23 protein-coding genes are annotated in these 26425 nt (G+C 65.8%); 13 read left to right on the top strand and 10 right to left on the bottom strand.

Features of this window, described 5'->3' with window-relative positions:
- Positions 1-10 precede the first annotated feature (10 nt).
- Positions 11-742, bottom strand: coding sequence for an SDR family NAD(P)-dependent oxidoreductase (locus ACXAF5_RS14015; protein ID WP_474947049.1), 732 nt, complete (start codon positions 740-742; stop codon positions 11-13).
- Between the two features lie 283 nt (positions 743-1025).
- Between ACXAF5_RS14015 and ACXAF5_RS14010 the strand changes: the two genes are divergently transcribed.
- On the top strand, positions 1026-2030 hold the full coding sequence (locus ACXAF5_RS14010) for an endonuclease/exonuclease/phosphatase family protein (protein ID WP_474947048.1): 1005 nt from the start codon (positions 1026-1028) through the stop codon (positions 2028-2030).
- 143 nt (positions 2031-2173) lie between these two features.
- Here the strand turns inward: ACXAF5_RS14010 and trxB are convergent, their stop codons facing one another.
- On the bottom strand, positions 2174-3115 hold the full coding sequence (trxB, locus tag ACXAF5_RS14005) for a thioredoxin-disulfide reductase (protein WP_239362077.1): 942 nt from the start codon (positions 3113-3115) through the stop codon (positions 2174-2176).
- A 243-nt stretch (positions 3116-3358) separates the two neighbouring features.
- Between trxB and ACXAF5_RS14000 the strand changes: the two genes are divergently transcribed.
- Positions 3359-3859 (top strand): Lrp/AsnC family transcriptional regulator, encoded by a 501-nt coding sequence (locus ACXAF5_RS14000; protein ID WP_239320539.1) that lies wholly within the window; start codon positions 3359-3361, stop codon positions 3857-3859.
- A gap of 147 nt (positions 3860-4006) precedes the next feature.
- On the opposite strand, the gene ACXAF5_RS13995 is transcribed toward ACXAF5_RS14000, so the two are convergent.
- From ACXAF5_RS13995 to lgt, 5 genes are all read right to left on the bottom strand, one after another.
- Positions 4007-4774, bottom strand: a complete 768-nt coding sequence (locus ACXAF5_RS13995) for a Hint domain-containing protein (protein WP_474947047.1) — start codon at positions 4772-4774, stop codon at positions 4007-4009.
- Between the two features lie 243 nt (positions 4775-5017).
- Positions 5018-5188 carry a hypothetical protein gene (locus tag ACXAF5_RS13990; RefSeq protein WP_474947046.1) on the bottom strand — a complete coding sequence of 57 codons (171 nt, stop codon included), beginning with the start codon at positions 5186-5188 and terminating at the stop codon, positions 5018-5020.
- Between the two features lie 264 nt (positions 5189-5452).
- The gene (gene pgeF, locus ACXAF5_RS13985) at positions 5453-6220 is read right to left on the bottom strand and encodes a peptidoglycan editing factor PgeF (protein WP_474947045.1); all 768 of its coding nucleotides are present in this window, start codon (positions 6218-6220) and stop codon (positions 5453-5455) included.
- Positions 6217-7305: a class I SAM-dependent methyltransferase gene (locus ACXAF5_RS13980; protein ID WP_474947044.1), complete on the bottom strand. Its 1089-nt coding sequence runs from the start codon at positions 7303-7305 to the stop codon at positions 6217-6219. Before ACXAF5_RS13980 ends, pgeF begins: the two co-directional genes overlap by 4 nt.
- The gene (lgt, locus tag ACXAF5_RS13975) at positions 7302-8210 is read right to left on the bottom strand and encodes a prolipoprotein diacylglyceryl transferase (RefSeq protein WP_474947043.1); all 909 of its coding nucleotides are present in this window, start codon (positions 8208-8210) and stop codon (positions 7302-7304) included. The genes ACXAF5_RS13980 and lgt overlap by 4 nt, the downstream gene beginning before the upstream one ends.
- Before the next feature lie 114 nt (positions 8211-8324).
- Here lgt and ACXAF5_RS13970 point away from each other — a divergent pair, with 114 nt between their 5' ends.
- The 5 genes from ACXAF5_RS13970 (at position 8325) to ACXAF5_RS13950 (ending at position 11837) form a co-directional block, all read left to right on the top strand.
- Entirely contained in the window at positions 8325-8570 is a 246-nt protein-coding gene (locus ACXAF5_RS13970) for an accessory factor UbiK family protein (protein ID WP_239320553.1), read from the top strand.
- Positions 8571-9148: 578 nt separating this feature from the next.
- Positions 9149-9649 (top strand): type III secretion system chaperone family protein, encoded by a 501-nt coding sequence (locus ACXAF5_RS13965; protein ID WP_239320555.1) that lies wholly within the window; start codon positions 9149-9151, stop codon positions 9647-9649.
- Positions 9650-9710: 61 nt separating this feature from the next.
- Positions 9711-10526, top strand: a complete 816-nt coding sequence (gene proC / locus ACXAF5_RS13960) for a pyrroline-5-carboxylate reductase (protein ID WP_474947042.1) — start codon at positions 9711-9713, stop codon at positions 10524-10526.
- Positions 10519-10869, top strand: coding sequence for a tRNA-binding protein (locus ACXAF5_RS13955; RefSeq protein ID WP_239320559.1), 351 nt, complete (start codon positions 10519-10521; stop codon positions 10867-10869). Before proC ends, ACXAF5_RS13955 begins: the two co-directional genes overlap by 8 nt.
- Positions 10870-10886: 17 nt before the next feature.
- Positions 10887-11837, top strand: coding sequence for a 2-hydroxyacid dehydrogenase (locus tag ACXAF5_RS13950; protein WP_474947837.1), 951 nt, complete (start codon positions 10887-10889; stop codon positions 11835-11837).
- A gap of 391 nt (positions 11838-12228) precedes the next feature.
- On the opposite strand, the gene ACXAF5_RS13945 is transcribed toward ACXAF5_RS13950, so the two are convergent.
- The gene (locus tag ACXAF5_RS13945; protein ID WP_474947041.1) at positions 12229-12819 is read right to left on the bottom strand and encodes a thymidine kinase; all 591 of its coding nucleotides are present in this window, start codon (positions 12817-12819) and stop codon (positions 12229-12231) included.
- A 535-nt stretch (positions 12820-13354) separates the two neighbouring features.
- On the opposite strand from ACXAF5_RS13945, the gene ACXAF5_RS13940 reads away from it, so the two are divergent.
- Positions 13355-13813, top strand: a complete 459-nt coding sequence (locus ACXAF5_RS13940) for a hypothetical protein (protein WP_239320565.1) — start codon at positions 13355-13357, stop codon at positions 13811-13813.
- A gap of 464 nt (positions 13814-14277) precedes the next feature.
- Here ACXAF5_RS13940 and ACXAF5_RS13935 read toward each other — a convergent pair whose 3' ends face one another.
- Positions 14278-15417 (bottom strand): beta-ketoacyl-ACP synthase III, encoded by a 1140-nt coding sequence (locus tag ACXAF5_RS13935; RefSeq protein ID WP_474947040.1) that lies wholly within the window; start codon positions 15415-15417, stop codon positions 14278-14280.
- 196 nt (positions 15418-15613) lie between these two features.
- Here ACXAF5_RS13935 and ACXAF5_RS13930 point away from each other — a divergent pair, with 196 nt between their 5' ends.
- Genes ACXAF5_RS13930 through ACXAF5_RS13920 form a run of 3 tightly spaced genes read left to right on the top strand, consistent with a single transcriptional unit; the run spans position 15614 to position 20215 of the window.
- Positions 15614-16096: a MarR family winged helix-turn-helix transcriptional regulator gene (locus tag ACXAF5_RS13930; RefSeq protein WP_239320570.1), complete on the top strand. Its 483-nt coding sequence runs from the start codon at positions 15614-15616 to the stop codon at positions 16094-16096.
- Positions 16093-17154 carry an efflux RND transporter periplasmic adaptor subunit gene (locus ACXAF5_RS13925; protein WP_474947039.1) on the top strand — a complete coding sequence of 354 codons (1062 nt, stop codon included), beginning with the start codon at positions 16093-16095 and terminating at the stop codon, positions 17152-17154. Before ACXAF5_RS13930 ends, ACXAF5_RS13925 begins: the two co-directional genes overlap by 4 nt.
- 10 nt (positions 17155-17164) lie before the next feature.
- Entirely contained in the window at positions 17165-20215 is a 3051-nt protein-coding gene (locus tag ACXAF5_RS13920; RefSeq protein ID WP_474947038.1) for an efflux RND transporter permease subunit, read from the top strand.
- A 643-nt stretch (positions 20216-20858) separates the two neighbouring features.
- On the opposite strand, the gene carB is transcribed toward ACXAF5_RS13920, so the two are convergent.
- Complete coding sequence (carB, locus tag ACXAF5_RS13915) at positions 20859-24221, bottom strand: carbamoyl-phosphate synthase large subunit (RefSeq protein WP_239320576.1); 3363 nt, start codon at positions 24219-24221, stop codon at positions 20859-20861.
- Between the two features lie 205 nt (positions 24222-24426).
- Between carB and ACXAF5_RS13910 the strand changes: the two genes are divergently transcribed.
- Both ACXAF5_RS13910 and ACXAF5_RS13905 read left to right on the top strand, forming a co-directional pair.
- Complete coding sequence (locus ACXAF5_RS13910; RefSeq protein WP_474947037.1) at positions 24427-25566, top strand: aminodeoxychorismate synthase component I; 1140 nt, start codon at positions 24427-24429, stop codon at positions 25564-25566.
- Complete coding sequence (locus ACXAF5_RS13905; RefSeq protein WP_474947036.1) at positions 25521-26165, top strand: aminotransferase class IV family protein; 645 nt, start codon at positions 25521-25523, stop codon at positions 26163-26165. Before ACXAF5_RS13910 ends, ACXAF5_RS13905 begins: the two co-directional genes overlap by 46 nt.
- Positions 26166-26425: the final 260 nt, after the last annotated feature.

The following is a 26425-nucleotide window of genomic DNA, read 5'->3' as shown; positions in this document are numbered from 1 at the left end:
CGGCGCCGGATCACGGCAGGCTGAGTTTCGCCATGCGTCCGCCATCGACCGCATAGACCTGTCCGGTGATGAAACCGGACTCCGCCGAGGCGAGAAACGCCACCATTCCGGCGACATCCTCGGGACGCCCGATCCGGTCCACCGGGTGGATGTGGCGCAGGTCGCGGGCAAAGGCGTCGGGGTCCGGGGCGGCGGCGATCATGGTTTGGTTGAGGTCGGAGTCGATCCAGCCCGGCGCCACCGCATTGCAGCGAATGCCCTCGGCGCCATGATCTACCGCCACCGCGCGGGTGAGCCCGTGCAACCCGGCCTTGGTTGCGGAATAGGCTGCGTGGTTGGGATTGGTGCCGATGCCCTCGATCGAGCCGGTGTTGACGATCACGCCCTGGCTGCGGCGCAGGTGCGGCAGCGCCGCCTTGATGGTCAGAAACGGGGCCGAGAGATTGAGCGCGAGATTGCGCTGCCAATCGGCGAGGGTCATGTCCTCGATCCGGGCCTCCTGCATCATGCCGACATTGTTGACCAGAATGTCCAGCTGGCCGGTGCGCGCGATCACCGCGTCGATCACCTGTTGCGGGCTGTCGGGATCGGTGAAATCCGCCCGGATGCTGTCGAACTCCTCGTCGTCGCCCCGTTGTGCGGTCATGACCCGGGCTCCCTCCGCGGCGAGCCGCTGGGCAATGGCGCGGCCAATTCCGGTTCTGCCGCCGGTCACAAGCGCTGTTTTACCGTTGAAACGCATCGGGTCCCTCCTGTCGTGAAACTCTGCGCCCAGACTGCCACGACGCAGGGGGCCGTGCTAGCAGGGCGGGGCGGATCCGACCTGTGGGTTTCCGTCATGATCGCGACCGGAGGCGACTGTTTGCGGATCACCCCTGCCGGCGCGCGCGGTCCTCTGGGCGGAGGCGTGCCGGTATGTGACGGACAATTAACGGTGGCCGCTATTGATCTGTTATACGGGTGTCATCAACTCAGGGCTGCATGGGCGGGTGCCGATGGGGCACGCGGGCCATCGGAGGGCTGTGATGAAGATCATGAACTGGAACATCGAGTGGATGAACAACTGGTTCTCTGGCAATCACGACCCGCAGTGGGGCAGCGGGTCGCTCAGCGCCGGGGACGCCCATGTGGTGGCGGCGCGGGTGGCCAATGTCATCCGCGATGTGGACCCGGATGTGCTCTGCGTGCAGGAAGGCCCCAGTGCGATGCCGGAAATGCAGCTCTTCATCGAGGCGCATCTGTCCGACAATGGCGTGCCGCGCTACGAGGCGCTGATCGGCAAGGCGGGCGGCGCGCAGAAGCTCTTTGTGCTGACCAAAGTGGGCGGCGCGGTGGCGGCGATCGACCATGCCACCGACGCGCCGACGCAAGAGCTGGAAAACGTGTGGCAGGCCGATGTCGATGGCGACCTCCTGTTGCAACCCTATGATTTCACGCGGCTTCCCATGGTCGTCGACCTTGACCCCCAGGCGGGCGCGCCGCTGCGGATCGTGGTGCTGCACACCAAGTCCAAATATGTCCACAACGGTCAGGCGCTGTTTGGCAACCCGGCGCGGCGGCATGAATTCATCGCCGCCGCGATGAAGGCCCGGCGCCGGATCTCTGCCGAGGGGTTCCGCCTGCGCAGCTATCTGGACCAGCTGGTCGCTGCCGATGCCGGGGCACGGGTGATTGTCACCGGCGACTGGAACGATGGTCCGGGGCCGGATTTCTTTGAGCGTCAGTATCTGACCCACAATATCGCCGACATCGTGCTGGGCAGCACCTTCTATCCCGATCTGATCTTTCGCCATCCGGTGCTGGAGCGGGTGCCCTCCACCGCGCTGTTCACGGCGCGGTTTGACGATTTTGTCGACGACATCCCGGACCGGCCCTTGCTGCTGGATCATTTTGCGGTGTCGCCGGGGCTGCACGGGGACATCCGCGATGCCGGGATTGCGCATGCGGAATACGAGCGCGAACTGGAGGGCAGCGGGGCAGCCCGGACCCAGCGGGCCAGCGATCACCGTCCGATCTGGCTGACGCTCTGACAGCGGTTGCGATCAGGCTACAGAAAACGGCTCCCGAAGAGACCTCTCCGGGAGCCGTTTTTTGATTTTGGGCCAAGGTCTTGGGCCAAGATCCTGAGCAGGGTTCGTAACCGGGATCCGGGACGAAAAACCGGGGCAGGCGGTTACTCCTGCTCGGCCAGGAAGCGTTCGGCGTCCAGCGCGGCCATGCAGCCCATGCCGGCGGAGGTCACCGCCTGGCGGTATTTGTGGTCGGTCAGGTCACCGGCGGCAAAGATGCCGGGGATCGAGGTCTCGGTGGTGCCGGGCTTGACCTTCACATAGCCGCCATTGTGGGTCTCCAGCACGTCCTTGACCAGTTCGGTGGCGGGCGCGTGGCCAATGGCGACAAAGACGCCCTTGGCCGGGATCTCGGTGATCTCGCCGGTCTTGGTGTGTTTCACCCGCACGCCCTCGACGCCAAGCGGCGCATCGGTGCCGACGACCTCTTCCAGCTCGTGGAACCAAAGCGGTTCGATCTTGGGGTTCTTCATCAGCCGGTCGATCAGGATCTTTTCGGCGCGCAGCTCGTCACGGCGGTGGATCAGCGTGACCTTGGAGGCAAAGTTGGTGAGGAACAGCGCCTCTTCGACGGCGGTGTTGCCGCCGCCGATCACCACGATTTCCTGACCGCGATAGAAGAAGCCGTCGCAGGTGGCGCAGGCGGAGACGCCAAAGCCCTTGAACTTCTCTTCCGACGGCAGACCCAGCCATTTGGCGCGCGCGCCGGTGGCCAGGATCACCGCATCCGCGGTGTAGGTGGTGCCGCTGTCGCCCTTGGCCACAAACGGGCGGGTGGAGGTGTCGAGCGAGGTGATGATGTCGCCGATGATCTCGGTGCCCATCGCCTTGGCGTGGGCTTCCATGTTGACCATCAGGTCGGGGCCCTGGATCTCGGTATGGCCGGGCCAGTTCTCCACCTCGGTGGTGGTGGTCAGCTGGCCGCCGGGCTCGATGCCCTGCACCAGAATCGGCTCCAGCATCGCGCGGCTGGCGTAAACGGCGGCGGTGTAGCCGGCCGGGCCGGAGCCGATGATCAGGACCTTGGTGTGGCGCGTGTCGCTCATGGTGTTTCCCCACGTCAGATGTGCTTGCGGTCTTGCCGCCGTCGGAGACTGCATATAACTGCGACGCGCGCATGCTTAAAGACCCTCATTCTTGCATCCTGTGCAAGCCCGGCTGCCTGTTTCCAAAGCAGCTGCCATCACAGCGGGCGCCGGGGTTACAAGAATGTTGCGAGATTGTGAAATATTGTTGCGTGAGTACGCGCCCCTGCTATAAGAAGTGCAAATTTCAGGAGAATGCACCCCATGGTCACCACACGTCTGGACCCGATCGACCGCAAGATTCTGTCGGAGCTACAGGCCGATGGCCGGATGACGAATGTCGAACTGGCCAAGCGCGTCGGAATTTCCGCGCCGCCCTGCCTGCGCCGGGTGCGGGCGCTGGAGGAGGCCGGGCTGATCCGCGGCTACCATGCGGAAGTGAACGACCGCGAGCTGGGCTTTGAGGTTCAGGTCTTTGCCATGGTGGGTCTGGAGAGCCAGGCGGAGGCGGAGCTGTCGGCCTTTGAGGAGAAATGCCGCGGCTGGCCGCTGGTGCGCGAGTGCCACATGCTGAACGGCGAGGTGGATTTCATCCTGAAATGCGTGGCGCCGGATCTGTCGACCTTTCAGCGGTTCCTGACCAGCGATCTGCTGACCACGCCGAATGTGGCCAGCGTCAAGACCTCGCTGGTGATCCGCGGCGCCAAGGACGAGCCCGGCGTGCCTTTTGACGTGCTGGAAGAACGGCTGGCGCGCGAGGCCTGATCCCCTCGGCGCGTCTGCGATCCGCGTGGTCATACGCTGCGCTGCGATGGCCCCCAGACAGATAACCCCGCACAGACAGAAAACGCCCGTCCCTGATGCCAGAGCGGGCGTTTTGCATGTTGTGCCGCCTGTTGGCGCGTCGCGGCCTTAGGCCTGCGCAACCCGGGTGCGGTCGAAGGCGAGCGGGCCAAACCCGGCGATCGAGTCCACCTGCGGGAACATGTTCAGATACAGCGTCTTGATCGGGTAGCTGACCAGCCGCAGCGCGTCGGGGCCGGGGTGATAGGTCTCGAACTCCAGCCCGCCGACGCGGATCACCGCATGCCGGGCCAGGCACAGGTGATACATGTCGACCGGCGCCGGGGGCGTGGTTTCGACGATGTTCATCCCGTCGAGGAATTCGGTCACCGGGGTCAGCAGCGGGCCCTTGTCCTCGGCTGGGCGCAGATGCGCCGGCGTGCGCAGCAGACGCGCGGCGGGGCCGGTCACGACGCAGGCGCTGGGCTTGGCCATGCCGAGGCTGTCGGCCATGAAACTGGTGAGCGCCAGCCGGGTCCCGGTGGCGGTCTTGCGGCCGGGGACCATCGTGGTCATGCCCTTCCAGACCACCGGCTCGTAGGTGCCGCTGTGGGTCAGGACCTGATCGCCGGGAAAGAGATCCTCGATCGCCACCGGACCATAATCCGTTTCCACCAGCGAGCCGCGGGTGAAGGCGGTGAAGGCCTGTTCGAACAGCGGCAGCGCCGGCGCGATGTGCCGGGTCTCGGCGAGGTTGCCATTCGGCAACAGGCTGGCCACCTCGTAGCGGCGCAACTGCGGTTTGGCCTCGGTGCGCGGAGCGGACGGGTCCCGCAGCAGCGGTTGGGTCTTGGCGATATTCGCGGCAGCGCGCTGCAACGACTGAGGTAAGGTCATGGCCCTGGCCTCCTTGCTTGTGGCACGAAGTCCGGCCCCCACCGGTGTCTTCGTGCGTGATGTGTGCCCCGCCCGGAACATGGCGCAGAACCGACCCCGGATCCGGACTGGTCAGCAGATCGACCAGCGGACCCCAAAACGGGGCGGCACGCGCAGGGGCGGGATATGCGTCCTGCATGGTCCGGGGGCGAGTGGTTGTCCCGGGTGCAGGGGCTGCCGGGTTCTCCGGCGGGAAAAATCCGCTCAGGCGGCCTTGGCGGTCTGGGTCGCAGCGGTCGCAGCGGTCTCGGCGGCCTTGGCGCGACGGCGGGCGATCATCGCCTTGCGCGTGGCGCCGCGGGTCCAGGGCATGCGGACCTCCTGTGCTTTGGAGGTGGCAATGATGGATTTCACGAAACGTGACTGCGACGGCATATTCAAACTCCCTGGCGCCCGAGGGCGGATCAAATCTTAACGCATTCTGTTTTCGACGATCATTGCGGTTTGAATATGACCAACTGGTGGAAACTGCGCAGGTCGTTAATAATTTGCCGGGGCAGCGTCCAAGGGTCTGAAATTCATGAATAAAATGACTCTGGTTGATGCAGGGGAAGGGGTGGTGCAGGGGCCGCGGCACAGAAATATGGCAGCATTGGCGCGGCGCGCGCGCCAGAGTGCTGACGCGCGATCACCTCTGTGTCAGAGCCGGATGCAGGAGATCAGGCGCCCGTAGTCGGCTTCCTTGGCGTGGGTGCTGCGGCGATAGGAATAGAACCGCTCTGGATCGCTGTAGGTGCAGTGGCGGGTCCATGCGCAGTGGTCGATGCCGGCGGCGCGCAGCCGGGCAAGGCCGAGGCCCGGCAGGTCGAACTGCATGCGGTCGCCCTGACCCTGGGCGAAGAATCGGCCATTGGCCGGATCCTGCATCATGAAATCATCAAAGAAGTCCGGTCCGACCTCATAGGCGCGCTGCGAAATCGTCGGGCCGATCACCGCGCGCAGATTGGCACGGTTGGCGCCGAGGGCCAGCATCGCCTCGACCGTGGCCTCCAGCACCCCGTCGAGGGTGCCGCGCCAGCCCGCGTGTGCAGCACCGATGACGCCGGCTTCGGGATCGGCGAACAGCACCGGCTGGCAATCGGCGGTGAGCACCGACAGCACCACGCCGGGGGTGGCGGTCACCATGGCATCGGCCCTGGGGCGGGGCGCGTCGGGATCTTCGGGCAGCCCGTCGACCACGGCCACATCGGCGGAATGCACCTGATGCATGCCGAGGAGCGCGTCGGTCGGGGCAGCCATCGCCGCAGCGACGCGGGCGCGGTTCAGCATCACCGCCTCGCGCTGATCCGAGGATCCGACGCCGCAGTTGAGCCCTGCAAACACGCCGGAGGAGGCGCCGCCCTTGCGGGTGAAGAACCCGTGCGCGACGGGGGCCAGAAGATCGGATGTGACAGATTCAAGCGTCATTTTTCCAGTCCTGCGGGGGGAGGGCATTGGGCGGGATAGAGGCCGAGCACTTTGAACAGGTTTCCCATTTCCTCCGGGTGCGTCAACCGTCGATGTGCGGCGATCAGCTGGTCGAGCGGATCTCCGTCCAGCCCGGCGGCCAGGGCGCGGGCGCGTTCGGAAATGCCGAGCCGCTCCAGGAACACGCCCTGCGGGGTCAGCCGCGTATGGGCGCAGCCGCAGGCGCGGGCGGCGCGGCAGAGGGTTTCGAAATCCACATGCGCGGTGAGATCGGCCGCGCCGGGGTGCTCCAGCGGATCGGCGGGGGCCTTCGCGCGCAGCGCTTGCAGGGTGTCGCCGAGCGACCGCCAGTCGCCGTAGTCCACCACCAGGGCGGCGCCGCCGTGCTCTGCGATGCGCTGGGCGATCGCCTCGGTGACGACCATGGCGATTTCGCAATGTTCCACCAGATCACCGTCGCGGGTGTCGTCGAGCCGATGCGCCAGGGCGGGCTGGGGGGCGGGCGCGCCGAGGCCCAGGGTCAGGGCTGTGGCTGCGCCGGTCTCGTCGGCCTCGGCGCGTCCGACCCGGCGTTCGCGCCACTGGTCGCCGTCGCGCTGAAACTGCCGGATCGGCAGCGCGTCGAAGAATTCATTGGCCACCAGATAGAGCGGCTGCTGGGGCAGGTCCTCGACCGAGGGCAGCCAGCGCGGGGCGTGGGACTTGAGCGCCGCCGCCTGCTGTTCGCGCAGGCGCGGGGCGGCCTCGATCAGCACCAGCTCCATGGCGTCGTGGAACCCGGGCACCGCGCGGGTGGCGCGCAGCATATCGACCATCAGGGTGCCGCGGCCGGGGCCGAGTTCGGCCAGGGTGAAGGGCGCGGGGCGTCCCTGGTCGAGCCAGGCCTGCACCAGTGCAAGGCCGAGGAGCTCGCCGAACATCTGGCTGATCTCCGGCGCGGTGATGAAATCGCCCTCGGCCCCGATCGCGGTGGCGGTGGTATAATAGCCGTGGGCCGGGTTCAGCAGGCATTCGGACATGTAATCCGCAACGCTGATCGGCCCGTCGAGGGTGATGCGGCGCAGCAGGGTTTCCATCAGGCTCATGCGGTGGCCTCCGGTGCAGCGGCGCGGCGGGCGCGCAGGAGGAACCACAGCCCCAGCGCGATCATCGGCAGCGACAGGGCCTGGCCCTGGGTCAGCCCGTAGCCGCCGATCTGCCAGGCGAGGCCCAGCGGGTTGCCCTCCGAGACAAACTGGGCATCGGGCTGGCGGAAGAACTCCACAAAGAAGCGGGCAGCGCCATAGCCGGCCAGAAAGGTGCCGAGGATGCGGCCGGGGGCCTGAAAGGCGCGGTGGCGGTAGACCAGCCACAGGATCAGCGCGCCGAGGATCAGACCCTCCAGCGCCGCCTCGTAGAGCTGGCTGGGGTGGCGGGCGCAGATCTCGCCCAGGGCCTGGCCGCAGTCCTGCGCGGCGCGGCCCGGAAAGGCAACGCCCCAGGGCAGGTCGGTGGCGCGGCCCCAGAGCTCGGCATTGACGAAATTCGCCAACCGCCCCAGCAGCAGCCCCGGGGCCACGGTATGGGCGACCAGATCGGCGATCTGCAGGCTGTTGATGTTCTGCGCCCGGGCATAGAGCCATGCGGCCAGCACCACCCCGAGCAGACCGCCATGAAAGGCCATGCCGCCCTCCCAGATGCGCAGGATCTGGGCCGGGTTCTGCAGGTAGACGGCGGGCTGGTAGAACAGCACATAGCCCAGCCGCCCGCCGAGGATCACGCCGAGGATGATCCAGGTCATCAGATCCTCGACCTGGCGCGGGGTCATCGGCGCGGTCTCTGCGGGCCAGAGCGCCGGGCGTTTGACCGCGCGCACGGCCAGGTGCCAGGCGATCAGGATGCCGACGATATAGGCCAGCGCATACCAGCGCAGCGCGAACTCCATGCCGAAGAGGGAGACCGAAAAGATCTCGGGCGAAAGGTTCGGGAAGGGGATCATGTCAGCCAGCATGGGGGTCTCTGTGCCTCTTTGGGGCAAGTCCTGTCAACGGCTTGCCGTTTCTGCCTCAAGCGCCCATATAGGGGGCAAGCCTCACAGAGGTAAGACATGAACCGGGAGATGGCCATGCAGACCCGCAACAAGATTATGGACGATATTTCGCAGCTGATGACCAACGCCATGGGCGTGGCGCAGGGGGCGAAGGACGAAGCCGAGACCGCGATGAAGGGCATGATCGACCGCTGGCTGGCCGATCGCGATTTTGTGACCCGGGAAGAGTTCGACGCGGTGCGCGCCATGGCGCAGAAGGCGCGCGAGGAAAACGCGGCGCTGAAGGCCCGGCTGGACGCGCTGGAAGCCAAGTCCGACTGACCCATCCGGGCGCGAACGGCCCATATGCCGGCCTATCCGCCCGGCACGGGCCGATCCGCCGCGCGCTGGTACCAAGCGGGAAAAGGGATGCGTCAACGCATCCCTTTTTCAGTTTGAGCCCGGGTCGGAGCGGATGCTCCGCCCCGGGCCGTGGCGCGTGCCGGGAGCGCCGCGCGGATCTTCTGATCGGGTGGCAGGTCAGGCGCGGGAGAGGACATGCCGCGCCCTTGGCGGGGCGGGGAATCAGCGCGGTTGCATGGCTGTCGCGGGGGGAATATGGCAGCGCGTCCGGGCCGTGGTCCGCAGCGCTGGCGCGGCCTCTCCGGTTCCGGACCACCAGTCTAGGCAGCTCGGGTAACGCTCCTGTGTCAGCCTAGCACAACACCGATATTTTGCACGTTTTTTCCAGTCATCCACAACTTATTGCAGTTGTCCCCAAATAAAGGGTTGCCAGACGCTGGCCGCAGGATCACCATATTTAGTAGGGAGCGGGGAGATCCTCCCCGGTCCTTAGATCAGACAGCTAGCAATAGGGGCACATCGGGTTCCCATAAGCTAGAGACCAGAGAGGTGGCATCATGGCACTTTCCGAGCACGAGTTGCAGGACGACCTTCACCCCATCGACATCGTTGAGAACCTGGCCTCCCATCACGACTGGGATTTCGACCGGATTGCCGACGATCAGATCGCCATGGCGGTCGAGGGACAGTGGCGCACCTATTCCCTGACGCTGGCCTGGTCCGATTATGACGAGACATTGCGGCTGGTGTGCAGCTTTGAGATGGAGCCGCCGGCGGCCAAGGTGCCGCAGCTCTATGAGCTGATCAACCATATGAATGACCAGTGCTGGGCCGGGGCGTTCAGCTACTGGCCGGAGCACAAGCTGATGCTCTATCGCTATGGGCTGGTGCTGTCGGGCGGGCAGATGGCCACGCCGGAGCAGGTCGATGCGATCGTGCAGGCGGCGGTGGGCAACTGCGAACGCTACTACCCGGCGATCCAGCTGATGGTCTGGGGCGAGCGCCCGGCCAAGGAGGCGATGCAGGTCGCCATTGCAGAGGCCTACGGGCGCGCGTAAGTCTTGCCCCCATCAACCGGTTTTGGATCGGTGACGAGCTGAACGACAGATGGGGGTTATCATGGATATGGAACAGATCGCGGCGCGGGGGCTGGTGCTTTTGGGCTGCGGCAAGATGGGATCGGCCATGCTGGCGGGCTGGCTGGAGCGCGGGTTGCCGCGTGAGGCCGTCTATGTGATGGATCCCAAACCTTCGGACTGGCTGAAGGGCACCGGGGTGCATATCAATGCCGCCGCACCGGAGGCGCCCGCCATCGTGCTGGTGGCGGTGAAACCCCAGATGATGGGCGCAGCGCTGCCCTCGGCGAAATCCTACGGCGGCGGTGCGACGCTGTTCATCTCGGTGGCCGCCGGCACGTCGATCCAGACCTTCGAGGGCATGTTGGGCGCCGGCACGCCGATCGTGCGGGCCATGCCCAACACGCCGGCTGCGGTCGGGCGCGGCATCACCGCGATCATCGGCAATGCCCATGTGGGCGAGGCGCAGCTGGCGCAGGCCGAGGCGCTGTTGCAGGCGGTGGGTCAGACCGTGCGGCTGGAGAGCGAAGGCCAGATGGATGCGGTCACCGGCGTCAGCGGCTCTGGTCCGGCCTATGTGTTCCACCTGATCGAGACATTGGCGGCGGCAGGCGTGGCGCAGGGCCTGTCGGAGGATCTGGCGATGCAACTGGCCAAGGCGACCGTGGCGGGGGCCGGAGCGCTGGCGGAGGCGGCCGAGGAAGATCCCGCCCAGTTGCGGGTCAATGTGACAAGCCCCAATGGCACCACTCAGGCGGCGCTTGAGGTGCTGATGGATGCGGAGGCGGGCTTCCCGCTGCTGTTGCAGCGCGCGGTGGCGGCGGCGGCCAAGCGGTCCGAGGAGCTGTCCCGTGGCTGAGATTTCCTTTGACGATTTTCTGAAGGTGGATGTGCGCGTGGGCACGGTGGTCCGGGCGGAAGCCTTTCCGGAGGCGCGCAAGCCGGCGATCAAGATGTGGATCGACTTTGGCGACGAGATCGGTGAGCGCAAGACCTCGGCCCAGGTGACGGCGCATTACGCGCCCGAGGCGCTGATCGGCAAGCAGGTGATGGCGGTGGTGAATTTCCCGCCGCGCCAGATCGGCACATTCATGTCCGAGGTGCTGGTGCTGGGGCTGCCGGACGCAAAGGGCGAGATCGTGTTGATCGGCCCCGATGGCGACGTGTCCGCCGAGGTGCCGACCGGTGGGCGGATGCACTGATGGCGGGCAGGGATGCGATGCGGGTGCTGGTGACGCGTCCGATGACGGCGGAGGTCACGGCGCGGGCGCAGGCGGAATTCGACGTGGAGATCCGCAGCCAGACCACGCCGATGGGGCGCGACGAGATGATCGCCAGCCTGCGCGATTTTGATGTGGTGGTGCCGACCCTGGGGGATGCCTATGGGGCGGAGATCTTTGCCGCCGCAGCGGCACCGCGCTGCCGGTTGCTGGCGAATTTCGGCGTTGGGTTCAATCACATCGATGTGGTGGCGGCCCGGTCTGCGGGGGTGGCGGTGACCAATACGCCCGGTGCGGTGACCGATGCCACGGCGGATATTGCGCTGACGCTGATGCTGATGAGTGCGCGGCGCGCGGCGGAGGGCGAGCGGCTGGTGCGCTCCGGCCAGTGGGCGGGCTGGCACCCGACCCAGATGCTGGGGCTGCATCTGACCGGCAAGCGGCTGGGGGTGGTCGGGCTTGGGCGGATCGGGGATGCGATCGCGCGGCGGGCGCATTTTGGCTTTGGCATGCAGATTTCCTATGTGGCGCGCAGCGACAAGGCGACGGACTACCCGGCCCGGCGTGCCGCGTCCCTGCCGGAGTTGGCAGCCGCCGTTGACATGCTGGTGGTTGCGGTGCCGGGCGGCGCGGAGACCCGGCATCTGATTGATGCGGAGGTGCTGGCGGCGATGCCGCGCCATGCGCATCTGGTCAATATCGCCCGCGGCGAGGTTGTCGACGAGGCGGCGCTGATCGCGGCCTTGCAGGCGGGGCAGATCGCCGGTGCGGGGCTGGATGTTTACGAGTTCGAGCCCGAGGTGCCGCAGGCGTTGCGCGCGCTGGACACTGTGACCTTGCTGCCGCATCTGGGCACCGCCACCGAGGAGGTGCGCAGCGACATGGGCCATATGGCACTGGACAATGTGGCGGCGCATCTGGCCGGGCTGTCGCTGCCCAACCCGGTGTAGGCGTAGCTCCCCTCCACCCAGCGCGGTGCACCGCCCCCTGCGGCAAGGGGGCGTGGCAGCTGTGCATGGGAAAAAGGGGAGGCTCCCGCGCCCGCAGGTGGTTTGGCCCGTGGGGCCGCACCCCCTTGGCGGCCTTGGGCCGGGCAGCCAGCCCAACGGGCTGGCTGCGGCACGCAAGGTGCCCTTGGCACCTTGCGTGCCAGGCCCAACCGAACCGGAGGTGCCATCGGCACATCCCTGTTTGGGCGGGAGCGGCCCCCGGATGGTCCTGATATCTCGTTCTGCCGGGGCACGGGGTGCAAAGAGCGGCGGCGGTGCGATCAGACGATGCGCAGTGCAGCGGGCTCATGCGATGTGTTTCGATGCGGCTGCAGGGGCGGGGTCCGGGAGGTCAGCGCTCCGGCGCATCCCCCATCGCCGCGCGCCAGTGGCGGCGGCAGAGCGACACATAGCTTTCATTGCCGCCGATCTGCACCTGATCGCCTTGGGTCAGGACATTGCCCTGATCGTCCTGGCGCACCACCATGGTTGCTTTTTTGCCGCAGTGGCAGATGGTGCGCACTTCGCGCATCTCATCCGCAAGCGCCAGCAGCGTCGCCGAGCCGGGGAACAGCTTGCCCTGGAAATCCACCCGCAGGCCGTAGGCCAGCACCGGCACCCGCAGATCATCGACCACCCGGGCCAGTTGCCAGACCTGATCGGGGGTCAGGAACTGCGCCTCATCCACAAAGATCGCGGCCACCGGTCCGTCCTCCAGCCGCCGCGTGACACGCGCGAAGAGGTCGTCATCGGGCAGGAACACATCCGCCTCGGCATTGATGCCGATGCGCGAGGCAATGCGACCGGTGCCGGCGCGATCATCGATGCGCGCGGTCAGCAGGTAGGTCTGCATGTTGTTCTCGCGGTAGTTGTAGGATGCCTGCAGCAGCACGGTCGACTTGCCGGCATTCATCGTGGAGTAATTGAAGTAGAGCTTGGCCATGGCGCGGGCTTACCCCGTCGCGCGGGTTCGGAAAAGCTGAAAATGCGCCGTCGCTGCTCCCGGGCGCCGGCCGTGGCAACAGCCCCCACCTTGAGCGGGGGGGCCTCCTGGTCGCAGGTTGGGCAGGTATCGGGCCAGATGGGCGGAACCGGGACTTGCACTGTCACCGGCGCGCCGCTTGTCTTGCGGAGACTGGCGGGCAGGGTGGAGGCCTGTCGCGGCGGATGTGGCGATGCCCCCAGAGCAAGAGCGTGGGCTCAGGGCACCCAGTGCCGTATTCTGAACCGCACCCGGACCGAGGGGGCATCCAAACGGGCAGACCAATTACCGCAACAAGGATCGAAACCTCACTCACAAGCACGACCCTCTCACCTGCCAGGACACCAATGGTCACACACGCCACTCGTCACGTTAAGCATTCACGGCAGGTATGGCAAAGGTATGCCAATTCAGTTAAGCAAACTTAATGGGAAATTAATCTCGAGGTTCCCCCGCCAGAGTGAGGCGGGGACATCGATTTGGGTGAAAGAGCATTATGGCGGATATCGGGACGTATCTGAAAAAACACACAGAAGCACTGGTGAAGGACGTGGGGATCGAAGCCGCCTGCCAGATCACCGGCAAGTCGAAGGCCACATTGGGACGCTATTATTCCGACAATGTGGAACATGCGGATCGTTTCATTCCCGTGGATGCGGTTGCAAAGCTGGAAGGGGCGTCGTCCTTTCCGCATGTGACCTCGGCGCTGGCGGATCTGAAGAACATCACGCTGTCCTATTCCGGCGAGCCCGGCACCGTGTCGCGCCCGGGCGGGGTCAACACCGATGTGATCGCGTTGAGCCGGCGCTTTGCGCAGTTGATGAGCGAGTATCAGGACGCGATCGCCGATGGCATCATCACCGTGAACGAGGCCAAGCGCCTGCTGAAGGAAACGGTGCTGCTGCAACAGGTGCTGCTGGATATGAAGCTGCACCTGGAAGAGGAAAGCACCTGACGCGCCCGCCCCGCTAATCCATTGGCGGTTGTGCGCAAGGGGGTGGGCCCCGCGGGCGTGCCGGAAGGCGGATTTTTCTGGACTTGATACGGCGCGACCCTGCCGGAGGTAGGGACCGTTGGATGGCACCGGGTGGATGGGGCCGGGAGCGGTTTTTTTGGGCTGCAAATTTCGGGTTTCAAACGGTGCGCGCCCTGACCGGGCGCGCGCTTTTTTGTTTGTCAGAAGATGAAAGGGACAAGCAAGGATCCACCAAAGCAGCAGCTTCAGATCCATCCCGGCCATGCCCCCGGTCTGCCGGACGCCGCTTGGGCGCAAGGAAAATAGCCGTATCCACGCCCGTCGCCCGTCGCCCGCAGGCGGGGCCGGGCGCGGAGCCTCGGCGATTTGCCGTGCCCCCGGCGCTGATACGTCCGGCTGTCGGGGCGCAGGGCGGGGATGGCTCCGAAGCAGCAGCGTCGGCGTCAGGCGGAGACAGGGGCCGCCTGGCGGCGCAGGATCACCGAGCCGACGGAATAGCCCGCCCCGAAGGAGCAGATCAGGCCGGTGTCGCCGGGGGCGAGATCGTCGGAATATTGCGAGAAGGCGATGATCGAACCGGCGGAGGAGGTATTGGCGTAGTCCTGCAGGATATTGGGCTGTTCGCCCGGCTCGGGGGTGCGACCGAGGACTTTCTTGCCGATGAAATCATTCATCGTCTTGTTGGCCTGATGCAGCCAGAGGCGCTTGAGCGCGGCGGCCTCCACCCCTTCGGCGGCCATGTGGTCGGCGATGTGCTGGCTGACCATCGGCAGCACCTCCTTGAACACCTTGCGGCCGTTCTGCATGAACTGCATGTCGCGGCGGTCGGTGACCCCGTCGGGGCGCGAGCGGCGCAGGAAACCGTTGTTGTTGCGGATATTGTTGGAAAACTCCGTGGCGCAGCGGGTCGAGAGGATCTCGAAATGGGCGCCGGTGGCATCCACCTGCCGCTCGATGAGGGTGGCGGTGGCCACATCGCCAAAGATGAAGTGGCAATCGCGGTCGCGCCATTCCAGATGGCCGGAGCAGATCTCCGGGTTGACCACCAGCGCGGTGCGGATCGAGCCCGCGCGCACCATGTCGGCGGCGGCCTGGATGGCGAAAGTGGCTGAGGAGCAGGCGACATTCATGTCAAAGGCAAAGCCGCCGCAGCCCAGCAGCTGTTGCACTTCGATGGCAACGGCGGGGTAGGCGCGTTCCAGGTTGGAGGCGGCGCAGATCACCAGGTCCACATCCGCGGCGGTGCGCCCGGCCTGGGCAAGCGCCTGTTTGGCCGCGTCCAGCGCCATTTCCGCCATGATGCCCGGTTCGTCATCGCTGCGCTGGCGTAGCCGCGGATGCATCACCTCCGGGTCGAGCACGCCGTTCTTGTCCATCACGTAGCGGCTCTGGATGCCGGAGGCCTTCTCGATGAACTCCTCCGAGGAATACTGCAACGGGGCGCGATCCCCGGCGGCAATCTCTGCGGCGTGCTCGGCGTTGTAGAGGTCCACATAGGCGTTGAAGGCGGTGACCAGTTCCGCATTGGTGATGCGCTCGGAGGGGGTGAAGACCCCGGTGCCGGTGATGGCGGGTGTATGCATGTCTGTGTCCCAGGTGGCGGATCCGTGACGGCTCCTGTCTCGAGGTGGCGCATATAGGGACCGTTTCAAGGTGCAAGGTCAAGGGTGGCAGCGGGCGCGGGGGCGCATGCCCTTGGGTCAGGTTGCAGCAAAAAGCGGGAAAGCTCCCCTTTAAATACTTCATGGTCTGAACTATCTCGCGGGCAGGAGACAGGACATGCATGCAGATTTTTCCGACAGCTGGGATCTCTTTACGCCCGAAGTGCAGGCCATGATGGGGGTCTTTGCGCTGCATTGGCAATTGGAGCAACGGCTGATTGATGCAAGTCTGGGGGAACAGCTGGGACGGTCCGAATGCCAGCTGCTGCTGATTCTCGCGCGGCCCCGCCGCATGGGGGAACTGGCGCGGCTGGCGTTGAAGGCGCCCTCGGTGGTGACCGCTGCGGCGGCGACACTGGAGGCGCAGGGGCTGATCCGGCGCGTGCGGGATGCGCGTGACGGGCGGGCCTGGCTGCTGGAATTGACGGAAGACGGACAGAACCGCCGGCAACAGCTTGTCGCCCGGGCCTCTGCGGTCTTCTATGAGACATCGGGCCTGAGCGAGGAGGAAGCCAAGCTTCTCGCCGGGTTGGCGCAAAAGATACATAACAAGGCCGTTCAGTCGGGCGCTGTGGGACCCTGTGAAGGAGACGAGACATGACATTGAGATCAATCCGGGCGGTGTTGCTGGGGGCGGTTCTTGCATTGCCGCAGACTGTCGGCGCGCAGGAGGAGGCCGAACCGGCGGCAGTGCTGAAGCCGGTGAAGCTGATGACCGCAAACGGGGGCGCATCGCCGCTGGAGCGGCAGTTTTTCGGCCAGGTGGCGGCGAAGGAGACCGTGGACCTGGCGTTTCAGGTCGGCGGCCAGGTGCTGCGGCTGCCGGTGACCGAGGGCGATGTGGTGCCCGAGGGGGAGCTGATCGGGCAGCTGGATCTCGAGACCTTTCAGTTGCAGCTGGAGCAGGCGGTCCTGAACAAGCAGCAGGCGGACCGCGCCAAGGAGCGCAACGAACGCCTGGCCGGAACAGTGAGTCAGGTGGCGATCGAGGATGCGGAGACGGCCGCGGGCCTGGCCGAAGTGGCCCTGCGCACCGCCCAGACCAATCTGGATCATGCGACGCTTTACGCGCCCTTTGATGCGCTGGTGGCCCGCCGCGAGGTGGCGCTGTTTTCCACGGTTTCGGCTGGAACGCCGATCGCCCGGCTGCATGACATGTCGGAGCTGCATGTGGAAATCGACGTGCCGGAGCTGCTGTTCCAGCGCGCCAGCGAAAGCGACACCTTTGACATCGTGGCAACCTTCCCGGGGTCGAGCACCGAATACCCGGCCGAGATCCTGGAATATGCCGCCGAGGCCTCGGCAGTGGGGCAGACCTATCGGGTGACCCTGCGGATGGACCCGCCGGAAGATCGCCAGATCCTGCCCGGGGCGTCGACCACGGTGAAGGTGCGGGTGATGACCGGGCGCCACCGGATCGCGCTGCCGGCGACGGCGATCGTGACCACGCCGGCGGGCGACACCGGGGTGATGATCTTCACCCCCACCGGCGCCGATCAGGGCTCGGTGCGCTGGACCGAGGTGGAGATTGAGCCGAACCAGTTCGGCACGTTTGACGTGCTGTCGGGGATCGCCGATGGCGACGAGGTTGTCCTGACCGGCGGTGCTGCGCTGGAAGACGGTCAGGCGGTGCGCCGCTTTACCGGTTTCAGCAACTGAGGCCCGCGACATGGATATTGCACGCGGATCGATCCAACGGCCTCTTTACACGTGGCTGATCATGCTCTTTGCCCTGTTCGGGGGCATCTGGGGGTTTCTCAACCTGGGACGGCTGGAAGACCCGGCCTTTACCATCAAGAACGCGGTGATCCAGACCACCTATCCCGGTGCCACCGCCGAGCAGGTGGCGCTGGAGGTGTCGGAGCCGCTGGAATCCGCCATCCAGAAGATGGAGGAAGTGAAGGAAATCAGCTCGATGAACCGGCCCGGCGTGTCGGTGATCGAGGTGGAGATGCAGGACACCTATGACGGCGACGAACTGCCGGCGATCTGGACCAAGCTGCGCGCCAAGGTGCGTGACGCGGCGCGGAGGCTGCCGGAGGGGGTCAGCGAGCCGCTGGTCAACGACAGTTTCGGCGATGTGTTTGGCATCTTCTACGCGGTGACGGCAGAAGGCTTTACCGACAAGGAGAAATACGAGCTGTCCACCTATCTGCGGCGCGAGCTGTTGACGGTGGACGGTGTGGCCGATGTGGATATTGCCGGGCTGCGCAACGAGACCATCTATGTCGAGCCGGACATGCCGATCGCCACCAACCTCGGGGTGTCGGTGCAGGCGATCGCCAATGCCATTGCCACCTCGAACTCGGTGACGCCTGCGGGCGAGATCAAGGCGGGGACGGTCAACACGCTGATGCAGACGCCGGAGGGCTCCGACTCGGTGTCCGAGATCGCCGGGCTGACGGTGGGCGTTGGTGGCGAGACCATCAATATCATCGATATTGCCAATGTCTGGCGCGGGCGCGAGATCGACCCGAGTGAGATCATTCGTTTCAACGGGGTCGAGGCCTTTACCCTCGGGGTGTCGGGCATTGCCAATGAAAACATCGTCGATGTCGGGCACCGGGTGGATGCCAAGCTGGCGGAGCTGGATGGCGAAATCCCGGTCGGGGTCGAGCTGCATCCGATCTATCAGCAGCATATCGTGGTGGAGAAGGCCTCCAACGACTTTCTGGTGAACCTGGCGATGTCGGTGGCGATCGTGATCGTGGTGCTGGCCCTGTTCATGGGCTGGCGTGCGGCGATCGTGGTGGGCTCCACCCTGCTGCTGACGGTGGTGGGCACGCTGTTCTTCATGGCGATCTTCTCGATCGAGATGGAACGGATTTCGCTTGGGGCGCTGATCATCGCCATGGGCATGCTGGTGGACAATGCCATTGTTGTCGCCGAGGGGATGCAGATCTCCATGCAGCGGGGCAAATCCTCGCGCGAGGCGGCGCATGAGGCGGCCTCCAAGACGCAGATCCCGCTGCTGGGGGCCACGGTCATCGGCATCATGGCCTTTGCCGGGATCGGTCTCAGCCCGGATGCCACCGGGGAATTCCTGTTCTCGCTGTTTGCGGTGATCGGCATTTCGCTGTTGCTGAGCTGGCTGCTGGCGCTGACGGTCACACCGTTGCTGGGGCATTATTTCTTCAAGCGTGGCACGGGCGAGGTGCAGGACAGCTATGGCGGTCTGCTGTTCCGGGCCTATGGCGCGCTGTTGCGTGCGGCGCTGAAGCTGCGCTGGCTGGTGGTCGCCGGTCTGCTGGCGATCACGGTGTTGTGTTTCATGGGCTTTGGCATGTTGAAGCAGCAGTTCTTCCCGAACTCCAACACGCCCTTGTTCTATGTCCACTACAAGCTGCCGCAGGGCACCGCGATCGAGACCACCTCGGCGCATATGGCGGAGGTCGAGGACTGGCTGGCAGCGCGCGATGACGTGGTGTCGGTGGCGACCTTCGTCGGCCAGGGGGCAACCCGGTTCCTGCTGACCTATTCGGCGCAGAAGGCCAACCCGAGCTACGGGCACCTGATCATCCGCACCGAGAGCCTGGAGCAGATCCCGGCCTTGCAGGCGGAGCTGGAATCCTACGGCAAGGCGCGGTTCCCCGAAGGCGAGTTCCGCACCGAACGGCTGGTCTTTGGTCCCGGCGGCGGCGCGCCGGTGGAGGTGCGGTTCTCCGGGCCCGATCCGGCGGTGCTGCGGCAGCTGGCGGAAGAGGCCAAGCTGGCGCTGGAAGAGGCAAGCGACCTGACCCGTGACATTCGCCACGACTGGCGCGAGCAGGAGCTGGTGCTGAAACCGGTCTATGCCACGGATCGGGCGCAGACCGCCGGGGTGACCCGGGATGCGATCTCCAACGCGCTGGAATTCTCCACCAACGGCATGACCACGGGCGTGTTCCGGGAGCGCGAGCGCCTGATCCCGATCGTGATGCGCCGACCGATGGAGGAGCCCTACAACCTGATGAACCAGGTGGTGTTCTCCGAAGCCGCGGGCGCCTGGATCCCGCTGGAGCAGATGCTCGACGGGGTGACCTACGACGTGCAGAACACACTGGTCCATCGCCGCGACCGGGTCTACACCATCACCGTGGGGGCCGATATCGACAGCGAGGTGACGGCGGCCACGGTCTTTGGCGAAGTGCAGGCGGCGGTCGAGGCGATCGAGGTGCCCCGGGGCTTCAAGATGGAGTGGGGCGGCGAGCACGAGAACTCCTCGGAGGCCAACGAGAGCCTTGGCAAGCAGCTGCCGCTGTCGCTCTTGATCATGGTGCTGATCTCGGTGCTGCTGTTCAACGCGATCCGCCAGCCGATCATCATCTGGCTCCTGGTGCCGATGAGCGTGAACGGCGTGGTGATCGGGCTGATGGGCACCGGCCTGCCGTTCACCTTTACCGCGCTGCTGGGTCTGCTGAGCCTGTCGGGCATGCTGATCAAGAACGGCATCGTGCTGGTCGAGGAGATCGACATCGTGCGGCGCGAGGAGGACCTGCCGCTGCGCGAGAGCATCGTCAAGGCCTCGGTCTCGCGTCTGCGGCCGGTGATGCTGGCGGCGGTGACGACCATCCTGGGCATGGCGCCGCTGATGAGCGATGCCTTCTTCGTCTCCATGGCGGTGACCATCATGGGCGGGCTGGCCTTTGCCACCGTGCTGACCCTGGTGGCTGCGCCGGTGTTCTACCTGATCTTCTTCAAGGGGGTGGAACGGCGCGAGCGCGCGGCAGCCGCGGCCTGAGCGGCATCAGGGCGCGGGCTGGCCTCGCGCCCTGGTGTCCTCTCGCGTCCTGGCGTCATTCCGAGATAAGAAAAGCCCCGGGGACCTGTCCCGCGGGGCTTTTCCGTTTGGGGGAGATCAAGAGACGGCCATCCGTGAGGGGTGAGAGAGCAACGATGGCCTGGAGGGAACATGATCTTCCGCTGCCCTTCTGGGCTGCTCTATGCAGGGATCACTGTGACGCGGCGACCGAGTCGGCGCAACGCGAGCGGCGTTATCCCAACGTAAAGATCTGACTCAATTGAGTGAAATTCTGCCGGGCTTTGCGTGCTTCCCCGTTAGATCAGGGGCACCAGCGGGACGTCGCAGGCGGCAAGTGTGAGCAAGGTACAAAGGCAGATCAGGTATCGCATGGGGCTGGGCTCCGGCGTGGTGCTGCAGGGAAACAGGCAAAGGGATAGCCGGGAAACCTTTCGGCTCTATGAAAGCTGTGAAAGGCGCGCCTCGGGATGAACCGGGGGTGGCGGCGGCAGCGCAGGCCCGCAGGGCCTGCGCTGCCGCCGCCCGGATCGGATCGCCTGTGGCGATCCGACCGCCCTGCGGGCTCAAACAAGAAAACGCCCCCGGAACGGGGGCGTTTGCCGTTTTTTGAAAGGGGCAGGGCTCAGCCCTGCAGGCTCTTCACCTCGACGTCGCCCTCTGCCTGCGCCTGGATGGCGCGGGCGGCGGCATGGGCGCCGGCGGCGGTGGTGAAATAGGGGATCTTGTCATAGAGCGCCACTTCGCGCATCGGCTTGGAGTCCTCGACCGCCTGAGCGCCTTCGGTGGTGTTCAGCACCAGCTGGATGCCACCGTCCTTGAGCATGTCGACCACATGCGGGCGGCCCTCGTAGACCTTGTTGACCACCGAACACGCAACTCCGTGACCGGAGAGCCAGCCCTGGGTGCCGCGGGTGGCGACCAGTTCAAACCCCTGATCCAGCAGGATGCGGGCGGTATCCAGCATCACCTCGGTCTTGTCGGTATCGCGGATCGAGATGAAGGCGCGGCCCGCGCTGGGCAGCACCATGCCGGCCCCCATCTGCGCCTTGAGGAAGGCGCGCGCAAAGCTGCGGTCCCAGCCCATGACCTCGCCGGTGGAGCGCATTTCCGGGCCGAGGATGGTGTCGACACCGGGGAAGCGGGCGAAGGGCAGCACCGCCTCCTTGACCGAGAACCACGGCATGTCCGGGTCGGCCAGCGTCATCGGGTCGGCCATCGGCGTGTCCACGTCATAGCCCGCATCCGGTTCATAGGGCGCGCGCTGGGGGAAGTTCGCCAGCGGCTCGCCCGCCATGATGCGCGCGGCGATGGAGGCAATGGCGCTGTCGGTGGCCTTGGCCACAAAGGGCACGGTCCGGGACGCACGCGGGTTGACCTCGATCAGGTAGATCTCATTGTCCTTGATCGCGAACTGCACGTTCATCAGGCCAACCACATTGAGCGCCTTGGCCAGCGCAAAGCTCTGCTCCTTGATGCGCTCGATCACATCCTTGTCGAGCGAGTAGGGCGGCAGCGAGCAGGCGCTGTCGCCGGAGTGCACGCCGGCCTCCTCGATGTGCTGCATGATGCCGGCCACATGCACGTCGGTGCCGTCGCAGAGCGCGTCCACATCCAGTTCCACCGCGCCGGAGAGATAGCTGTCCAGGAGCACCGGGCTGTCGCCGGAGACCACCACGGCCTCGTTGATGTAGCGCTTGAGGTGATCCATGTCGCGCACGATCTCCATCGCACGACCGCCCAGAACATAGGACGGACGGATGACCAGCGGGAAGCCGATCTCTTCTGCGATTTCAAGTGCTTGTGTGTCCGTGGAGGCAATGCCGTTCTTCGGCTGCTTCAGCCCCAGCTCATTGACCAGCGCCTGGAAGCGCTCGCGGTCCTCGGCCAGGTCGATGGCGTCGGGCGTGGTGCCGAGGATCGGGATGCCCTCGGCCTCCAGCGCATTGGCGAGTTTGAGCGGGGTCTGGCCACCGAACTGCACGATGACGCCGTGCAGGGTGCCGTTCTCCTGCTCGACGCGCAGGATCTCCATCACGTGCTCCATGGTCAGGGGCTCGAAATAGAGGCGATCCGAGGTGTCATAGTCGGTCGACACCGTCTCCGGGTTGCAGTTGACCATGATGGTCTCGTAGCCCGCGTCGGTGAGCGCAAAACAGGCGTGGCAGCAGCAGTAGTCGAACTCAATGCCCTGACCGATGCGGTTGGGGCCACCACCGAGGATGACGACTTTTTTCTTGTCCGAGGGGCGCGCCTCGCATTCCACGTCGCCCATCATCGGGGCCTCGTAGGTGGAGTACATATAGGGCGTCTGCGCCTCGAATTCGGCGGCGCAGGTGTCGATGCGCTTGAACACGGCCTTGACGCCGAGGTTGTGGCGGGCGCGGCGCACGTTGTCCTCGTCGCGACCGGTGAGCGCGCCGAGGCGGGCGTCGGTGAAGCCGAGCATCTTGAGCGCGCGCAGGCCGTCCTCGCGCATCGGCAGGCCGTTCTTGCGCACGTCGCGCTCGGCGTCGATGATCTCGCGGATGCGGGCGAGGAACCAGGGGTCGAACTTGGTGACGGCCTGGATCTCGTCATCGGACAGCCCGTGGCGCATCGCCTGGGCGATGGTGCGCAGCCGGTCCGGGGTCTGCTGGCTGATCGCCTTGATGACGGCGGCCTTGTCATCCGAACCGACGCTTTCCCAGAGCCCCGCCTGCACACCGGGGATTTCCACCTCGTCAAAGCCGGTGAGGCCCGATTCCATCGAGGCCAGCGCCTTTTGCATCGATTCGTGGATGGTGCGGCCGATCGCCATTGCCTCGCCCACGGATTTCATCGCGGTGGTGAGGAAGGGCTCGGCACCGGCGAATTTCTCAAAGGCGAATTTCGGGATCTTGGTGACCACATAGTCGATGGTCGGTTCAAAGGAGGCCGGCGTCACCTTGGTGATGTCGTTGTCCAGCTCGTCCAGCGTGTAGCCCACGGCGAGTTTCGCGGCGATCTTGGCGATCGGGAAGCCGGTGGCCTTGGACGCCAGCGCCGAGGAGCGCGACACGCGCGGGTTCATTTCGATCACCACCATGCGGCCATCGTCGGGGTTCACCGCCCATTGCACGTTGGAGCCGCCGGTCTCGACGCCGATCTCCCGCAGCACCGCGATCGAGGCGGTGCGCATGATCTGGTATTCCTTGTCGGTGAGCGTCAGCGCCGGGGCCACGGTGATGCTGTCGCCGGTGTGCACGCCCATCGGATCGACGTTCTCGATCGAGCAGACGATGATCGCGTTGTCCGCCTTGTCGCGGACCACTTCCATCTCGTATTCCTTCCAGCCCAGCAGGCTTTCGTCGACGAGGATCTGGTTCACCGGCGAGGCATCCATGCCGGAGCGGCAGTAGTGGATGTAATCCTCGCGGTTGTAGGCCACGCCGCCGCCGGTGCCGCCGAGGGTGAAGGCGGGGCGGATGATCGCGGGCAGGCCGATGCCTTCGAGTTCCTCCAGCGCGATCTGTACGCCAGCCTCCAGATCCGCGGAGCCGTTTTCCTTTTTGGGCGCGGTGACGATGGTGGCGCGCGGGTTTTCCAGACCAAGCCGGTCCATCGCTTCGCGGAACAGCTTGCGGTCTTCGGCCATCTCGATGGCCTCGCGCTTTGCGCCGATCATCTCGACGCCGAATTTCTCCAGCACGCCCATTTCCTCAAGCGCGAGCGAGGTGTTGAGGCCGGTCTGCCCGCCCATGGTCGGCAACAGCGCGTCGGGGCGTTCCTTCTCGATGATCTTGGCGACCACCTCGGGGGTGATCGGTTCGATATAGGTGGCGTCGGCCAGCCCCGGATCGGTCATGATCGTGGCGGGGTTGGAGTTCACCAGGATGACGCGGTAGCCTTCTTCCTTCAGCGCTTTGCAGGCTTGCGCACCGGAGTAGTCGAATTCGCAGGCCTGACCGATGATGATCGGTCCCGCGCCAATGATCATGATCGACTGGATATCGGTTCTTTTGGGCATGGCGTGGCGTCCTCTTGGAAAACTATGCGGCGTGGCAGTCTGAATCAGGCGCGGGCAGCGCCCAAATTGTCCTGCGTTATAGGGAGCGAGACAAAAGGTGCAAGGGGGATCGGCCCTGTGACGCATTTTGCCGTTTTCGGGCCTTTCCCGCGGCAGGCAAACCGCTATATGCGGGGCTCCACCAGCCTGCGAGGAGACTCTGACGGTGCGACTGCGTTTTGACAATGGCCCGGTGAGCGGGGATCAGGGCGGAGCGGTTCGGTTTGCCGACCCGGTGCGGATGATCGCTGCCACCTGTGCGCAGGAGGTGCCGGATGCGCTGGCGGCCTTGGATGAAGCGCGCGCCGAGGGCTATTGGGTTGCGGGCTATGCCTCTTACGAGCTGGGCTATGCGCTGGAGCCGCGCCTGCTGGCGCGGATGCCGGAGCGCCGGCGTCTGCCGTTGATGCAGTTCGGGGTGTACCGTGCGCCGGCGCGCGCCGATGTTCCGCGCTGGGCGGGCGATGCGGGGTTTGGCGAGGCGGTGCCGCGCTGGGATGCGGCGCGCTATGCTGAGGCCTTTGACCGGGTGAAGGCGCTGATCGGGGCGGGCGACATCTATCAGGCCAATCTGACCTTTCCCATAGATGTGCCGGCCTGGGGCCGTCCAGAGGCGCTCTATGCGGCGTTGGCGGAACGTCAGCCGGTGGGTCACGGGGTCCTGATCGAGCAGGAGGGCCTGCCCGCGATCCTGTCGCGCAGCCCGGAGCTGTTCTTTCGCACCACGGGTGAGGGCGTGATCGAGACCCGCCCGATGAAGGGCACCCAGCCGCGCAGCGCCGATCCGGCGGAGGATGCGCGGCGGCGCGAATTCCTGCAGGCGGACGAGAAGAACCGGGCCGAGAACCTGATGATCGTGGATCTGTTGCGCAATGACATCAGCCGCGTGGCCGAGACCGGATCGGTGCGGGTGCCGGAGCTGTTCGCGATCGAAAGCTATGCGACCGTGCATCAGATGGTGTCGCTGGTGCGGGCGCGGCTGGCCGCGGGCTGTGGCCTTGCCGAGATCTTTGCCGCGCTCTATCCCTGCGGGTCGATCACCGGAGCGCCGAAGATCCGCGCCATGGAGGTGCTGCGCGACCTGGAGCCCTGGGCGCGCGACATCTATTGCGGCTCGATCGGCTGGGCGGCGCCGGACGGGCGGTCGGAGTTCAACGTGGCGATCCGCACGGTGCTACTGGACGGCGACCGCGCGACGTTCAATGTCGGCGGCGGGCTGGTCTGGGACAGCACCGCCGCGTCGGAATATGAGGAAGCGCTGTGGAAAGCCCGATTTGCACAGGTGACGACGCCGATTTCCGCCTGATCGAGACCTTTGGCTATGTGCCCGGCCGCGGTGTCGCGCGGCTGGCGCTGCACCTGGCGCGGATGGCACGGTCGGCAGAGGCCTTTGGCATCGCCTTTGATGCCGCTGTGGCTTCGCGTTTGGTGGCGGGGCTTGGGGGCGCGGCACCGCTGCGTTGCCGGATGACCCTGGCGGCAGATGGCGCGCTGGATCTGACCACATCGCCGATGCCGCCCGCTGCACCGGTGTGGCGGTTTGCCATCGCCGAGGCGCGGCTGGAGGCGGAGGACCCGTTCTTGCGCCACAAGACCACCCGGCGGGGGCTCTACGATCAGGTGCGGCACGAGCTTCCGAACGGGCTGCAGGAAATGGTGTTCCTGAACACGCGCGGAGAGCTTTGCGAGGGGACGATCACCAATATCGCCATCACCACGGCGCAGGGCGACAGGCTCACACCGCCGCTGGCCTCGGGCTGCCTGCCGGGGATCTGCCGTCAGAGCCTGCTGGAGGCGGGCGCGCTGCGCGAGGCGGTTCTGACGATGGAGGATCTGCGGCAGGCGCGGGAGATCCACCTGATGAATGCACTGCGGGGACAGATGCCGGCGCAGTTTGGGCGCTAGACCCGCGCGGCTCTTCCCAACGGGTGTTGTGGTCAGGATACCGGAGAGGAGGGGGGCAGCCGGTCCCCACTGGGGGCCGGCTGCGGCGCCGCGCATCGCGCGGCGCCCGGCCCAACCGCAAGGTGTTGCCCTGCCTGTGCAGGGCGGCCCGCGTGGGCGGGAGGGCCCCCGTCCCCCTGCGGTGGTGCGAAACAGGGCGATCGGGACGCTCAATTGGCCCGGTTTGCTTGACAAGACCGGTCGAACCCTGTGTACGGGTG

The sequence above is a fragment of the Epibacterium sp. ABV4_022 genome (genome assembly GCF_056159345.1).
The sequence above is the reverse complement of the archived record's forward strand: the minus strand, read 5'-3'. Positions and strand labels throughout refer to the sequence as shown.

What these genes read in the sequence shown, in the direction of transcription:
- ACXAF5_RS13970 (WP_239320553.1), top strand. Translation starts at nt 8,325, where the DNA reads ATGCAGACCCGCAACAAGATTATGGACGATATTTCGCAGCTGATGACC.
- ACXAF5_RS13950 (WP_474947837.1), top strand. Translation starts at nt 10,887, where the DNA reads ATGCGGGTGCTGGTGACGCGTCCGATGACGGCGGAGGTCACGGCGCGG.
- ACXAF5_RS13920 (WP_474947038.1), top strand. Translation starts at nt 17,165, where the DNA reads ATGGATATTGCACGCGGATCGATCCAACGGCCTCTTTACACGTGGCTG.
- lgt (WP_474947043.1), bottom strand. Translation starts at nt 8,210, where the DNA reads ATGCTGGCTGACATGATCCCCTTCCCGAACCTTTCGCCCGAGATCTTT.
- trxB (WP_239362077.1), bottom strand. Translation starts at nt 3,115, where the DNA reads ATGAGCGACACGCGCCACACCAAGGTCCTGATCATCGGCTCCGGCCCG.
- ACXAF5_RS13925 (WP_474947039.1), top strand. Translation starts at nt 16,093, where the DNA reads ATGACATTGAGATCAATCCGGGCGGTGTTGCTGGGGGCGGTTCTTGCA.
- ACXAF5_RS13940 (WP_239320565.1), top strand. Translation starts at nt 13,355, where the DNA reads ATGGCGGATATCGGGACGTATCTGAAAAAACACACAGAAGCACTGGTG.
- ACXAF5_RS14010 (WP_474947048.1), top strand. Translation starts at nt 1,026, where the DNA reads ATGAAGATCATGAACTGGAACATCGAGTGGATGAACAACTGGTTCTCT.
- ACXAF5_RS14000 (WP_239320539.1), top strand. Translation starts at nt 3,359, where the DNA reads ATGGTCACCACACGTCTGGACCCGATCGACCGCAAGATTCTGTCGGAG.
- ACXAF5_RS14015 (WP_474947049.1), bottom strand. Translation starts at nt 742, where the DNA reads ATGCGTTTCAACGGTAAAACAGCGCTTGTGACCGGCGGCAGAACCGGA.
- ACXAF5_RS13990 (WP_474947046.1), bottom strand. Translation starts at nt 5,188, where the DNA reads ATGCCGTCGCAGTCACGTTTCGTGAAATCCATCATTGCCACCTCCAAA.
- ACXAF5_RS13935 (WP_474947040.1), bottom strand. Translation starts at nt 15,417, where the DNA reads ATGCATACACCCGCCATCACCGGCACCGGGGTCTTCACCCCCTCCGAG.
- ACXAF5_RS13930 (WP_239320570.1), top strand. Translation starts at nt 15,614, where the DNA reads ATGCATGCAGATTTTTCCGACAGCTGGGATCTCTTTACGCCCGAAGTG.
- ACXAF5_RS13945 (WP_474947041.1), bottom strand. Translation starts at nt 12,819, where the DNA reads ATGGCCAAGCTCTACTTCAATTACTCCACGATGAATGCCGGCAAGTCG.
- carB (WP_239320576.1), bottom strand. Translation starts at nt 24,221, where the DNA reads ATGCCCAAAAGAACCGATATCCAGTCGATCATGATCATTGGCGCGGGA.
- ACXAF5_RS13980 (WP_474947044.1), bottom strand. Translation starts at nt 7,305, where the DNA reads ATGAGCCTGATGGAAACCCTGCTGCGCCGCATCACCCTCGACGGGCCG.
- ACXAF5_RS13965 (WP_239320555.1), top strand. Translation starts at nt 9,149, where the DNA reads ATGGCACTTTCCGAGCACGAGTTGCAGGACGACCTTCACCCCATCGAC.
- pgeF (WP_474947045.1), bottom strand. Translation starts at nt 6,220, where the DNA reads ATGACGCTTGAATCTGTCACATCCGATCTTCTGGCCCCCGTCGCGCAC.
- proC (WP_474947042.1), top strand. Translation starts at nt 9,711, where the DNA reads ATGGATATGGAACAGATCGCGGCGCGGGGGCTGGTGCTTTTGGGCTGC.
- ACXAF5_RS13995 (WP_474947047.1), bottom strand. Translation starts at nt 4,774, where the DNA reads ATGACCTTACCTCAGTCGTTGCAGCGCGCTGCCGCGAATATCGCCAAG.